The sequence below is a fragment of the Thalassotalea marina genome (assembly GCF_014656435.1).
Lineage (GTDB): Bacteria > Pseudomonadota > Gammaproteobacteria > Enterobacterales > Alteromonadaceae > Thalassotalea_C > Thalassotalea_C marina.
Genome location: NZ_BNCK01000002.1, coordinates 136,138 through 149,172, shown reverse-complemented (window position 1 = coordinate 149,172; position 13,035 = coordinate 136,138). Strand labels below are relative to the sequence as shown.

At 38.5% G+C, this 13,035-nt stretch carries 10 protein-coding genes; 2 read left to right on the top strand and 8 right to left on the bottom strand.

Going from position 1 to position 13,035, the window contains the following annotated elements; genetic code table 11:
* Window positions 1-12: 12 nt before the first annotated feature.
* Genes IE199_RS03980 through IE199_RS03970 form a run of 3 tightly spaced genes read right to left on the bottom strand, consistent with a single transcriptional unit; the run spans window position 13 to window position 3,361 of the window.
* Entirely contained in the window at window positions 13-1,176 is a 1,164-nt protein-coding gene (locus tag IE199_RS03980) for an ABC transporter permease (RefSeq protein WP_189767499.1), read from the bottom strand.
* Window positions 1,173-1,919 (bottom strand): ABC transporter ATP-binding protein, encoded by a 747-nt coding sequence (locus IE199_RS03975; protein WP_189767497.1) that lies wholly within the window; start codon window positions 1,917-1,919, stop codon window positions 1,173-1,175. Before IE199_RS03975 ends, IE199_RS03980 begins: the two co-directional genes overlap by 4 nt.
* Window positions 1,920-1,921: 2 nt before the next feature.
* Entirely contained in the window at window positions 1,922-3,361 is a 1,440-nt protein-coding gene (locus tag IE199_RS03970; RefSeq protein ID WP_189767495.1) for an alpha/beta fold hydrolase, read from the bottom strand.
* Between the two features lie 204 nt (window positions 3,362-3,565).
* Here IE199_RS03970 and IE199_RS03965 point away from each other — a divergent pair, with 204 nt between their 5' ends.
* Window positions 3,566-3,784 carry an EF-hand domain-containing protein gene (locus IE199_RS03965; RefSeq protein ID WP_189767492.1) on the top strand — a complete coding sequence of 73 codons (219 nt, stop codon included), beginning with the start codon at window positions 3,566-3,568 and terminating at the stop codon, window positions 3,782-3,784.
* A gap of 97 nt (window positions 3,785-3,881) precedes the next feature.
* Here the strand turns inward: IE199_RS03965 and IE199_RS03960 are convergent, their stop codons facing one another.
* From IE199_RS03960 to IE199_RS03940, 5 genes are all read right to left on the bottom strand, one after another.
* Window positions 3,882-4,745 (bottom strand): universal stress protein, encoded by an 864-nt coding sequence (locus tag IE199_RS03960; protein ID WP_189767490.1) that lies wholly within the window; start codon window positions 4,743-4,745, stop codon window positions 3,882-3,884.
* Window positions 4,746-4,992: 247 nt separating this feature from the next.
* Window positions 4,993-6,114: a pyridoxal phosphate-dependent aminotransferase gene (locus IE199_RS03955; protein ID WP_189767488.1), complete on the bottom strand. Its 1,122-nt coding sequence runs from the start codon at window positions 6,112-6,114 to the stop codon at window positions 4,993-4,995.
* Window positions 6,114-8,231 carry a 5-histidylcysteine sulfoxide synthase gene (gene ovoA / locus IE199_RS03950; RefSeq protein WP_189767486.1) on the bottom strand — a complete coding sequence of 706 codons (2,118 nt, stop codon included), beginning with the start codon at window positions 8,229-8,231 and terminating at the stop codon, window positions 6,114-6,116. Before ovoA ends, IE199_RS03955 begins: the two co-directional genes overlap by 1 nt.
* Before the next feature lie 12 nt (window positions 8,232-8,243).
* The gene (locus tag IE199_RS03945) at window positions 8,244-9,374 is read right to left on the bottom strand and encodes a hypothetical protein (protein WP_189767478.1); all 1,131 of its coding nucleotides are present in this window, start codon (window positions 9,372-9,374) and stop codon (window positions 8,244-8,246) included.
* Window positions 9,375-9,509: 135 nt separating this feature from the next.
* Window positions 9,510-11,414 (bottom strand): tetratricopeptide repeat-containing diguanylate cyclase, encoded by a 1,905-nt coding sequence (locus IE199_RS03940; RefSeq protein WP_189767476.1) that lies wholly within the window; start codon window positions 11,412-11,414, stop codon window positions 9,510-9,512.
* A 289-nt stretch (window positions 11,415-11,703) separates the two neighbouring features.
* Here IE199_RS03940 and IE199_RS03935 point away from each other — a divergent pair, with 289 nt between their 5' ends.
* Entirely contained in the window at window positions 11,704-13,008 is a 1,305-nt protein-coding gene (locus tag IE199_RS03935; RefSeq protein WP_189767469.1) for a GGDEF domain-containing protein, read from the top strand.
* Window positions 13,009-13,035 lie beyond the last annotated feature (27 nt).

The following is a 13,035-nucleotide window of genomic DNA, read 5'->3' as shown; positions in this document are numbered from 1 at the left end:
GTACTGTTTACATTAACTTAACGATTGAATGACTTTTTCAGACTGCAAACGCTTTGCCATCGCCATGACTAAGCCCGTGACGGCAACAAAGGTCAATAAGGTTGTGGTCGCTAACGTTGCCCACTCAATGGGTAAGCCTTTAAATAAGTCTTCCATGATAAGTGATTGGCCTGAAACAGGTACCCACTCAATCCAATCAGGCTTGCTTTCAATAAACATCAAAGCGAGTGGTATCATGGTTGGCACCATGACCAACATGGCAACTGTTGATTGAGCTTCTTTAAATGTTTTGGCCTGAAAACCAACAAACAATTGCAGTGCCGCTGCCAAGAAACATAAAGGCACTAATGAAATCATTAACGCGCCAACCGTTGGAAAGTCCAAACTAAAAGATGCACCTATTTTTGATAGGTCAACAAAACCTACAGCAATAGTTGTTAGCGACAACATGATAGAAATGGACAAAGTTGCAATCAATGCAGAAGAAATAAGCTTAGCTAAAACAATATTTTGTGTTTTAACTGGTTGACACAATAACATTTCTAATACGTTACGTTCACGCTCTCCAGCACTAGCATCAACAGCAATTGATTGACCAGAAACAAAGGCGCCCATTAATAAATACAGTCCTAACATCAAGCTAATGATCATCGCATTACTGCTAGGTTGTGAGGTGTCTTGTTCTTGTAATTGCACTGGATTTAATATTTTTATATCAATGCCTCGAACAAGCAGTCGCTTATAGCCAATCGAACGTGAATAATTTCTCACTTCGCGTTCTATACGTCTTAGTGGTGCTGCCAACGACTTTTCACTGTAATCAGCGCGTAAAATCACATCAATGCGTTTACCTTCTTGTAGATCTTGCGCAAAGGTTTCAGGAATAATGACTTCAACACTACGTTTATCCCAAAGTTTTTTATCACTTTCCGGGACATCGGCAAATGCTAAAATATTGGCATCTTTTAGCTGCTTGACCATTTTAGGAGCATATTCAGCACCAGTAAATTTTACATAAATAGCAGGTGTTTCTACTGCTTGTTTGATCATAAACTTTGACATCGCCACAATAACAACTGGCATCAGAAAGCCCATGCTCAGTGCTACCATTAATGCACGTTTATCTCTAAATGCTTCTTTTAATTCTTTTAAAAGTAACGCTTTAAACTGGATCATGCTGCAACTCCTTCGTCAGAACCAATTAATTTTACAAAGGCTTCTTCAAGTTGCGTTTCTCCAGCCAATTCACATAATTCTTGCGGTGTACCTTGAGCAGCTAACTTGCCATCTGCAACGATAATCACACGATCACAAAGCGCAGCCACTTCCTGCATTACATGAGAAGAGAACAAAATACAGTGCCCTTTTTCTTTGAACTTGTTCAAATAGTTGCGAAGTACTCGAGTGCTCATCACATCTAAACCACGTGTAGGTTCATCAAGCACGAAGTTTTGCGGAGAATGGACAAGCGCTTGTGCCAAGGTCACTTTCATACGTTGACCTTGAGAAAATCCAGCGCTTTTTCGGTGAGCTAACTCTTGAATATCTAGGTCAGCGATCACTCTTTCAATAGCTTGTTTTTTGTCGTTTCCGGTCATGCCATGTAAACTTGCAAAATAGTCTATTTGTTCATAAGCCGTTAAACGCTCATAAAGGCCAAACTTATCAGGGAAAATACCCAGTTTAGCTCTAGCACCGAGTGGATTTTCTGAGGCATTAATACCATCAATCGTCGCGTAGCCTTCATCCGCCTGCAACAATCCATACAAAGTACGTAAGCAGGTGGTTTTTCCTGCGCCATTTGGGCCTAAAATACCGGTGATCTCACCATCTCTTGCTTGAAAAGATAAGCCGTCAAGTGCAACAACCGTTTGTTTTTTGTTTTTAAAACTTTTACGTAAATTATTTACTTCAATCATGATTAAGCCCCACCATTTAGCCCTAACATAAATGACTCTTTCGGAATGTCTGCCAAGCACGACTCGTCCAAATCATTTGGATTTTTCTTATCTAAAAACTCAGCAATCATTTTTATTGCACACGCTGAAACACCTGGCGTATGAGAGCTATCTTTCATGATAATGTGTTTACTGTTAGGCAATGTTTTATTTGAATATTCACCATTACTTGGTGGCGTCACAGGATCTAAGTCACCCGAAATGATTAATGTTGCTACGTCAGTTGTAACGGGTTGGTAAAAATCTTCACTTGGACGATATTGTGGCCACACAGGACATGCGGTATTCCAAGCAAAGTGGCTTAAATTACCATTAAAACTATTGTTAGCATCTTCTGTAAACATGCTTGGTGTTACTTTAGGTATGTCTTCATTACATACGATATTTAGTGTAAGTCCTACATACATTTCCCCCATACCTGCAGATGCAATAACACCAGCAAGCGGCGAAAAATTCCCTTTAGCTGCTTGATCAATAACTAATGGAACTAAGCTACGTGTTTCCATGCCATACAACATGGTAAATATTGTGCTTAGGAATTTAGCTCGACTAACTAAAAATTCAGTTTTACTTCCTAGTGTTGGATGAGCAATATCAATAGTGACAGGCTGTTTTTCAAGCTGAGCAATTAACTGATTAAATTGTTGCCTAAGATTAGGATACGCCTGCTGACAGCTTGTATCTTGCTGACAGTTTTCTATTAGCATATTAAATGAACGCTCAGAGCTTTTGCCAAATAAACCAATCGGCACTTCTATTGGCCCTACACTGTCAAGCACTACTGCACTTAACGACTCAGGGAACAAACGCATATATACCAAGCCTGCTCTAGTACCGTATGAGCCGCCATAAATAGCTATTTTTTCATGGCCTAAAGCAGCTCTGACCGCGTCAAAATCACGAATGGCATTTTCAGAGTTAAATTGAGAAAGGTCACCTTCAAGTTTATCAATACAAGATTTAACGTTTGCTGCTGTATACGCCTCAGGCATATATGTGTATGGATCAAGCTCTAAGTCATCTTCACACTGTAAAGGATGAGATTTACCTGTACCACGCTGATCGACCAAAATAATATCTCGCGTTTTACGTACTTCGTTAAAGGCTTGATACAACCCGCCCGCCAAACTCACCGCAGCTTGGCCTGGCCCACCAGCTAAAAACATAATGGGCTCTTTGTTTTGATTTCTATCTATTGCAGGCAAAACAGCAAAGTTAATTGTTAGCTGATCACCGGTTGGGTACTGATAATTTTCAGGTACTTGTAACTTCCCACATTCTACTTGTTGAGAAATCCCATCTAAATGGCAATCTTCAAGCGTAAGCTTGTCTTCACTGGCCTTTGTCAAACCAGATAAACTCGCTAATGCAACTACCGCCAAACATTTCCAAGGTGTTGTCATTTTATCCATCCTATTTCAAACTCCAGAGGCTAGTCTGGCTTGCTTACAATTTATTACAGGTTAAATACAATTTTTTTGTTCTTTTTATCTACTGGTACGTGATGGCAGGTCATTCCACTGATAAAAAAATTAAATAATCATTCACAACCGCACCAATAAGGGATAAAGTCTTACCCATAAGTTACTAGAAGTAGAGGAATGCTGATGGAATTGAATCAGTGGGTAGATGAGTTATTTGAAGTTTTTGACGAAGATAAAGACGGTGTTATTAACCGTAGTGAATTTGTTGAACTGATCGATTGCTTGTTACAAGACAAAGGCATCCGTATGTGTGAATCCATTTTTAAGCGTTTTGACAAGAATCACGATAATTCGATTTCAAAAGAAGAACTGCGTGAAATGGTTATAGAATTAGCACTTTAGTTTTCAACGCTATTCTCAACAAAAAATAGAGTCTTAATAGACTCTATTTTTATTTGTTCTGTCGAACAATAAGCAATGGCAAGTTATACCATTTAAATTAAGGTTTAATCGCCAATAAATCAGTTTTTAATAGGCTCATAATTTTTTCTGCTGTATTGCCAATTAACTTGCCTTTAACCCCTGTTCTGCCAACAGTACCTATTACTACAACACCCGCATTGTACTTGGCTGCTAAACTTGGAATCACTTTATCTGGATTACCAGCATGCACTTTAAAGTGTTTACGAGGTATTTGATATTGTTCGGCCAGCTCATCAATCAATGGTGCTGTTGCTTTTTTAGCATCATGTTCAACATCATCTAAATAGTGGATGCCCAAATCTCTTAAAAGTTTTGAAACCGACGGTGCATAACAAACATATAATTCAACATCTAAACTGTCGGCTAAAATTTTTGCCTGTTCTAGCACCTTATGATTTAACGCTATTTTTTCTTTATTTTTGGTTTCTAAGTCTACCGCAGCAAGGACATTTGGCGACTTACGCCATTTAGTTTCCGCCGCAATTAACACTGGCGCATTACACTCGCGAATAAGATGCCAGTCTGTTGGTGTGTAGAAAGCCGTTTCGCTTCGGTGACCAGTTTTGATGACCAGTCTTGGAGAGTTTATTTCAGCATAATCTTCAATCCAGCGATGAATTGCTTTTTGCCAAACAACCTCAAAACTATAAGTCGCTTTATCACCAATAGATTTTTCTAGTTGTTTCGCCAGTTTTTCAGTGAGTTTTTCTACAACTTGATTTTTCAGTGCTTGTGCTTCACTGCCATTTGTTCTGAGCTTTTCATAGACAAACTGTACAATGTGGATAGAAGTCTTGTACGTTGCAGCCAGTAAAAGCGCTTGCTTTATCGCAACATCAGATTGTTCATCCAGATCCGCCACAACTAAAATGTTATTCATTTATCTCTCCTATCTCACCTTACTTTTACTTAGCTTAGCAAATTGACATTAAATGTTATTGATTTAGGTCATCTCACGTAAAGTAAACATGTCTGTTTAATGAATTTATAGGTAATACCTTTTTTAAACTAACATCACTAAAATCAAGAATCAGTATTAATGTATTTTGAAACCAATGCCATTTAGATTCAAATGTTACATCATACGTCAAACGGCTCTTTTTAAAAGTAATTTTAGATAGAACTAGCTATTTTTGCGCTTGAAAAACATATGCCAATTGGTCGAGCGCTTGATCAACCTTTACATGCCCTAAGCCAATTCTGACGTAAGGCTCGGATAAGCCAAATAGTGACGTTGGCAATAACAGCAAGTTGTATTGATTAGCTACCGATAAACACCAGCTTTCTATTGGTTGGTCCACATTAATTTTTGCGATGGACAAAATGCCTGCCGATGGCGCTTGCCAATGAATTCGCTCCTGATAACGCTGACAAAACTGCTTAAATTTTTCGGTGTTAGACAAAATGACTTGGTTATTGATATCGACCAATTTTTGCCAATCCGACAATACAGCTGTCGCAATAATTTCATCTATTTTTGAAGTACATATACTACCGTAGGCTTTAAAAGCTAAGGCTTTGTTGAGCAAAACTTTGTTTTTCGATACCAACCAGCCAACTCTTACACCAGCTAAACCAAAACTTTTCGACATCACAGAAACAACAAAAGCCCGATCATAATCTAAAAATCGGTGACTTAAAGCTAAGTGATTAAAATTACTCGCTTGAGCTACATCATCACAGATCAGGTAACATTGATATTGTTGAATAAGCGAAAGCAAACGATCACTGAGCGCGGAATCCATGATTGCACCTGTTGGATTGTGTGGAGAATTTAGCACCACAAGTTTAGTTTTGTCACTAATAACGCGTTCAAATTGTTCGTAACTCAGTGTTTGGTTAGGTTTAACATGTAACTTTTTAACTTTACATCCCAACTGTTTTGCCATGTGAAATAAAGAAGGGTAACACGGTGTCATTACCACCACTTCATCACCAGGCTTTAATATTGCTCGATAAGCTGCACTTAGCGCTTCTTGCGCACCAGAAAAGGTTAAAACATTGTCAACGTCTAACAAACTTGAGTGATGATTTAGCCCTAGGTGAAATTTGATGATTTGCTGACGAAGTTCTGTGTCGCCTCGCAAGGAGGCGTAACCTAGCGGCTCAGACATTAGTTTCGAGACATCCAATCCAATGGTTTCACTCAACGAAGCTAATGTATGCCTTTGTCCACAAGAATCACTGAGGTTATATTTAATATGTCCCTTGATAGACTGAGTAAACTTTATATGATCTGGTAGTTGCATCAATTATCCTGAGTACAGCGCCAAACAGTTAATTCAACTTGTTCATGTACACGTTGTCGACTATTTAGCGGTTTAACATGCAACAATGATTCGTTGTTCACTAGATTAAACCTTGGACTAAGTATCGCAGATAATCCTGCAGCACCTTCGAGGTTTTCGCCATTCACTTTAATACCACTAAGCCATTGAGATTTCTGACAGATATTTTCATCGTAAATATAACTACTGGCGATTAACAACAACCCACCTGGTTTCAATCGAGCACTTAAGGTCTTTAGCGCTTGTTTGGGGTCATAACTTTGCTCTAATGCTTGGTCAATTAAAATAACATCGTATTGTTCAAATATTGGTTTTAAGTTAACCGCATCACCTTGATAAAAGTTGAGATTATTAGTGTTATCAATGCATAGTTTATTGAGCGAAACCTCATGATAGTTAACAATTTCCCCCTGATTCACCATCTCAAAGCGAACCGACTCTTGTTGTTGCAACTGCACGCCAAACTGAATATATCTAGCGGTAAAATCTAGTGCATCAATTTGTTGAGCAGATTTTGCCAACGCAAATGAAGTTCGACCAACGGAGCAGCCCATGTGCAATAGTTTTGGACGATTAACATCAAACTTAGTCAAAATTTCGGCGACTTTATCCGCCAGTTGAACTGAAAAATTTTCATGTTCCGCCAGCCCATAATGACTGAATAATTCTCGACACACAGCAGGATCTGATTCAAATTTATTTACTGCTATATGCGGTATTTCTGCACTCTGGGCTTGTACATAACGAAATCCTGCATGCTGGAAGAAGTGCCTTCTAAAAGCGTAGCGCGAAGAGATTATCGCCTCGTTGCCGGTTGAAATCCATGAACCGCCTTTAATCAAATTATGTTTGCCGTCAAAAGTTGGGGTAGAAAAATCATCATATAAAGGATGAACAGCAAACCCAGTAAATGCGTCAATAGGCGACTCTGTCCATTGCCAAACGTTACCACATACATCAAACAGATCACCTTGTTTGAATCGATTAACCGGACAAGAAGAAGCGTAGTAAGCTAAATTCAAGTTGCCCGGTGTTTCTTGCCATTGGTAAGCATCTCCAGCTAGTTGCTGGCGTAGATAATACCATTCAGGCTCAGTGGGTAGGCGAACAAAACTGTTAGTTTGCTCACTTTTCCAGTTACAAAAAGCTTTTGCTTCCAAGTAATTAACTTCAACAGGCCAGTTCAAAGGCAGAGCCATTTCATTGAGTAAATTTCGCTGAATGTATTTACCCTGCTCTTTTCGCCAAAATCGTGGCATTTGTGCTTTTTTATATTCGAGCCACGAGCGGCCCTCTTCGCTCCAATAAGAGGGAGAATGGTAACCACCAGCTTCAACAAAGGCCAAAAACTCACCATTAGAAACAAGATATTCACTCGCTTTAAAAGCATCTACAGAATATTGTTCCTGCCCATATTCGTTATCCCAACCATACGTTAAATCATTTGTATTTTTACCCAGGGTAATTTGTGTCGCGGGAAAGTTAACCAAGCTATTTTGCGGAGCTTCATTAGACTCTGTGCAGCTAGCCCAAAATTCATTTTCACTAAGATTTTCAAGCGGCAACATCCGCATAATGACCGACGAAGTTTCTAGGTGAATTCTCTCATGTTCACAGCCCATCAATATAACCCAAGCGAGTGAATCTTGAGTTATCGGCAATTCTAATGGCATGTCTTCAATGAGTTGATTTACCAACTGAAAAACCTGTTTTCGATAGTCTCTTACTTCGTCAATTGTCGGCCAGTCGTAATGACTACTATCTAAATCATCCCAACTCATTTCATCAACACCAACAGCACAAATAGCTTCAAGTTTTTCGTTTACCCGGTTTGAAATATATTTACCTAAAATGAGTTTATTTATATAAAAGGTCGCAGTATGACCAAAGTAGAAAACAAGTGGATGGCGCAAAGGTTCAGGCCTTAAATAAAAAGCCTGATCATTATTAATTAAAGAAAATAATGCTTCATAGGTGTTCCAGCTATTTTTAAAGTACTGTTTTATCTCTGCTCTTTTCTCTTCTACAGAATCACCAATTAATTGTGGTGTCGGTAACTGCGTATTGGTGCTGCCCATAATAAATTCTTCTTAATAAATTAGTTTAACCTGCTGATATTGCGCTAAATACGCTTGCTTTAACCTTGCCCCAAGAGCTTGAACACTGGTTGCACAAATACCATCCCCAACCCTGTTCACGTATTGTTCAATCTCATCAATACGCTGGGCAAACCAGTTTTCTCGTGCAAACTGTGAAATAGCACCTAATGCCTGATCGGTATCTTCAAGGCATCGAGGTAAAACATGTGCTTGATTGGCTGACATAGTTTCAGGCACTGAATCTGCATTGGTTAGCGCGTCAATAACATTAAGCAATGCATAAACAACGTTAATATACGGATTGTAAAAACAGCTTGAGGCGCCAAGTCTGTACTCAACTCTAGCAGTTTTACGCCAATCTATATCACTTAAGATCACTTTTTGATGTTGATCATACAATAAAGGGGTTTCGCCCATTATTTGATTGTGCTTTCCTTTATCCAGATACAAAGCAACACTCCCTTGATGCCCGCCGGAAATATCTGAAGGAGAACATAGTTCGTCGTCCAAACCATACTTCTCCTTTAACAGTAACCGCTCAAACGCCATAGGCTCTGGTAAATAGAGCAGTGCGCATGATGCGCTGCTCTTTATAAAACATTGTTGCAAACGCTGACCAACGCCTTGCCGTGCAATTATGTTGTTACCTTGAGCATTATTTATACTCACGTTTAACTGAATTGCATTGGGTATATGTACTTGACGGTTTTCATGGGTAAACAATTGCCTACTGCCTTTTACCATGCGTTTACTGTCACCATTCCATACCACTGGAGCGATAATTGTTTGATTTATTCCCTGTTTATTAAATATTTGTGGAAGCATTTTTATTGCTTTCGCTACGCTGTGCGCTTCCTGCAATGGTGTTTGACCAGCAAAATTTGAGACAAACTCCCATTGGTTGTGCCAAAACTCACGCACCAATGTGCCTTGAATTCCTGCTTGTTTCAGGGCCTTGTTTGCCAAATCAAAATCTAATGAGGTGCCTTTATCAGACGCATAACAACCTTCAATTTCAAAATGAACAACCGCCTGATAACCAAGATTTTCAAGATAACACTCTAGCAACTCAATAACATCGATTGCCAGCTTTGTAACTTCACTGCTCACCTTAGGGATCATGGTTATATTTTGCTTTTAAAAAACGATAGACCGTATCGCTGGAAAAATAATTTCCCTTTGTTAAGCAGCTTTGAATTTATTACCTTTGTAGTAGAAGCTACTGATTTATAATCTATTCTCATTGTTCCAACTAACTTATGCTGAAAATTCTATACTATTTTTTCCAGATAACTTGGCGCGATACAGTGCAGCATCTGCCAAGGAATATAAGTTTTTTGCATCGATGTTGTTTTCATTGGCCGTTGCAATGCCAATGCTTACTGTCACTTGATTGTTTTCATGTTGTGTAATAACAATATGTTCACGCTTTATTGTTGTGCGTATTCGCTCAGCAATCGCTTTAGCTTGCATTTTGTCGGTTCGGGGTAAAACACACATTAGCTCCTCTCCACTAATGCGTCCGACAACATCAGATGGTCGCATGGCTGATTTGGTACATTTGGCTATTTTCTTCAGTACTTCGTCAGCAGTAGCATGACCTAACTCATCATTTACACTTTTAAAGTCATCGATATCTAACACTAACAGAGAGAGGTGACTTTTATCCATTTTTCTCTCGTTAAGTACTCGTTCTAAGTAGTCAAAAGTAAAGCGACGACTATATAAATTGGTTAGAGAGTCAATCACGTACAAGGCAATCATTTTACGGTTATTTCGATACAAAATTGTGACAACGACAATCACACCAAATAAAGACACTAAAAGAAATACAATGAAATAATAGTGCTCACGCAGCTCTTGTTGCTGTGCAGTTTTTTGTAAGTTTTCAATTTGCGCTCGTTCACTAGATAGTGCCTTTTCAATTTTTTGGCGCTCTAATTCAGCAGCATTTCGAATATTTGTTATACGCTCACTGGCATTTTTCATTAAATTATCAGCATAAATTTGATGATAATCTGCAAGTAGATCATAACCTTGTTTGTATTGGCCTTGCGCGTATGCCAGTTGGCTTCTTAGCTTGTCGTTTTCAAGTTGCCAAGCACTTCCTGTTAGCTCTGGCATTTTTGTAAAAATATCTTCAGATATCGTTAATGCAGCCTCTGCTTCATCCAACTGATTTAATTGAATTAAGCAGCTTGTTTTTTGTTTATACAATTCCGCTTCAAAATCTTCAGGACCATTTAACAACAATGCTTCATCTATATGCGTTAAGGCCTCACTACAATTTCCCTGCTCTGATAAAGTCATCGCTACCCCATAAACTCCATAGAAGCGTATATCAGGGTTGGGGGTGTATGACACCTTTTGTAAATACAGATTAAAGAACTTTATTGCCAGTTGATATTCCTGCCCATAGCGATAGGTATTTGCCAAGGCGTACATAGCGTCGGCAACATGTGTTGGATAGCCCAACCTTTCGTATGTATCAATTGCTTTTAAGTAATAATTTGCCGATCGTTCATATTCGTTCATGTAACTGTAAACGGCGCCATAGGTCTCATTAACCACGGCAATAAGAAACTGGTCTTTTTTTGCATAAGCTTCAACAAAAGCAGCCTGTATATCTTTTAGCGAAGCATCGTACAGCTCAGATAAACTATAAGTGTATGCATATTCTTGCTTAGTTTTTATATATATCTCTGTCAACTTTTCGGCTTTGGCAATTTCCATAGAGCGGCTGTATTGTCTTCTCGCTTGCTCATATAAGCCCGCCCGCTGTAAAGATATGCCTTGAAAGTAGTAATAGCGAGCTTGGAGTGCAGGTGCCACGTCTACGGATATCAAAGTAGACAGTTGTGAAAGCGTTTGGTCAAATGCGTGAAATAAATGTAATAAATTTTCGCACTGTGCTTTGCGAAAATACCACCAAGTTTGCATTGTTCCGTTTTGAGATTCTAGTTGCGATTCAAGCTCATTGATACGCTGATAAACAGCCATTGGATCACGAAAAATCAGACGTTCAATATCTATTAGATTGTCAAAATTAATATCACTTACCGATATTGTTTGTCGCTCAGCCGGATTAATTTCCTGTGCAGTAGCGCTAAAACTTCCAAAAAAAACATTTATAACAAACAATAAGATAAAGGAGTATTTCAACTTTCTTTCCCTGTAATAGGCATCATTTCCATTTAAGCACGAGCATAAAATGATGTAAACGGAACAGACTTTTCAAAGCACATAAATTTGTTCATTATCAATACTATTCACCTAAACGCTACCGTTTTAATCAAATTTTGCTTACACTGAGAACATGTATTGCTTTTTTTAGTGGCCAACAGCTGTCATGTGCTCGACTTTGGTTAGACTATAAAACTAAGGTCATCTGATTAGCACAAGACGGTTACCCTGTAGCTGTATTTATGTTTTAACGGTAGTGAGTTTTTAAATGCAAGCAGAAAAGTTCGATAATATGATCATGTCAGTTTTATTACTGATTACTCTCGTCGTTATTTTATTGCATACATTTTCACTAGATAAATCTTATGTATTAGACGCTAAAACAAAATCACCAGTTTATGCGGTGAGTGATGAAGGTATTGGCGGCACATCGATTGCAAAATTAATACGAGATGATGATAAGTTCATTTTGCAGTGTGAAATAAAGGCATCCAGTTACGCTTGGCCCTTTTGTGAAATTACCATTGCCATAGGTTTAGATAGAAAAAGAAACTTCTTATCACCGGTCGATTTATCACAATTTACTGATGTTATTGTAAAAGCTAAGTATGTTGGAGAAAATAGCACCAGCTTACGTTTTCAATTACGAACTTTTAATGAAGCCTACTCAAGCACCACTGACGATAGTTCATGGAAGTACAATGGCTTAGAATACTGGCCAGAGGCTGTCTCAACGTCAACAACCATTCCCTTAAATGCTCTTCAAGTGGCAACTTGGTGGTTATTTGATAGAAAAATACCCATTAAATATGCTGGCCCTGAATTAGAAAATGTACTAGTTGTAGAACTTGCTACAGGCAACGGTATTCAACCAGGATATTATCAAATTGAGTTGGAAAAAATTGAATTCGTAGGAAAAGTGTTTAGCAACAAACAGGTTTTTCTTTCAATCATCACCATGTGGGCGCTGGCTGCAATTGCCGCTTTAATTCTTAATTTACAACGTTCAAATCGCCGTTTAGTCGATGCACAAAATAAAGCTAAAGAATTAAAACAACTTAATAAATTACTAAGTGTTGAGTCTAATGTACTAAAACAACAAGTTGAACGAGATCCCCTAACAGGTGCATTAAATAGAATAGGTTTAGAGCAGGTTTTAACTAAATCTTTAGAAAACGTTAGTATGATTTTTATCGATATTGACCATTTTAAAACGTTAAATGATAAATATGGGCATGGTATCGGTGACGAAATACTACGAGAGTTTACTAAACTAGTAAGTGAAAATAGCCGCTCGAGCGATTTTCTTGCTCGCTGGGGAGGCGAAGAATTTTTATTGATCTGCCCCAATTGTAACTTGATGGAAGCACACGATATCGCGGAAGATTTACGCGAGGTTATTTCCTCTCATTCATTTACCCACGACATTGAAATTACCGCTAGTTTTGGTGTGGCGCACAGGGAAAATGAGACCACTGCAAACCTTATTGAACGAGCAGACCTCGCGCTATACGCGGCAAAGGCACAAGGTAGAAATAAAGTCGTTTTATCCGAAAACGTTAATTTATTTTGACTAGGGTCTGTTGTTCTTTTGAGCTGA

Coding starts and splice junctions, on each gene's coding strand:
- IE199_RS03980 (WP_189767499.1), bottom strand. CDS start 1,176: ATGATCCAGTTTAAAGCGTTACTTTTAAAAGAATTAAAAGAAGCATTT.
- IE199_RS03975 (WP_189767497.1), bottom strand. CDS start 1,919: ATGATTGAAGTAAATAATTTACGTAAAAGTTTTAAAAACAAAAAACAA.
- IE199_RS03970 (WP_189767495.1), bottom strand. CDS start 3,361: ATGACAACACCTTGGAAATGTTTGGCGGTAGTTGCATTAGCGAGTTTA.
- IE199_RS03965 (WP_189767492.1), top strand. CDS start 3,566: ATGGAATTGAATCAGTGGGTAGATGAGTTATTTGAAGTTTTTGACGAA.
- IE199_RS03960 (WP_189767490.1), bottom strand. CDS start 4,745: ATGAATAACATTTTAGTTGTGGCGGATCTGGATGAACAATCTGATGTT.
- IE199_RS03955 (WP_189767488.1), bottom strand. CDS start 6,114: ATGCAACTACCAGATCATATAAAGTTTACTCAGTCTATCAAGGGACAT.
- ovoA (WP_189767486.1), bottom strand. CDS start 8,231: ATGGGCAGCACCAATACGCAGTTACCGACACCACAATTAATTGGTGAT.
- IE199_RS03945 (WP_189767478.1), bottom strand. CDS start 9,374: ATGATCCCTAAGGTGAGCAGTGAAGTTACAAAGCTGGCAATCGATGTT.
- IE199_RS03935 (WP_189767469.1), top strand. CDS start 11,704: ATGCAAGCAGAAAAGTTCGATAATATGATCATGTCAGTTTTATTACTG.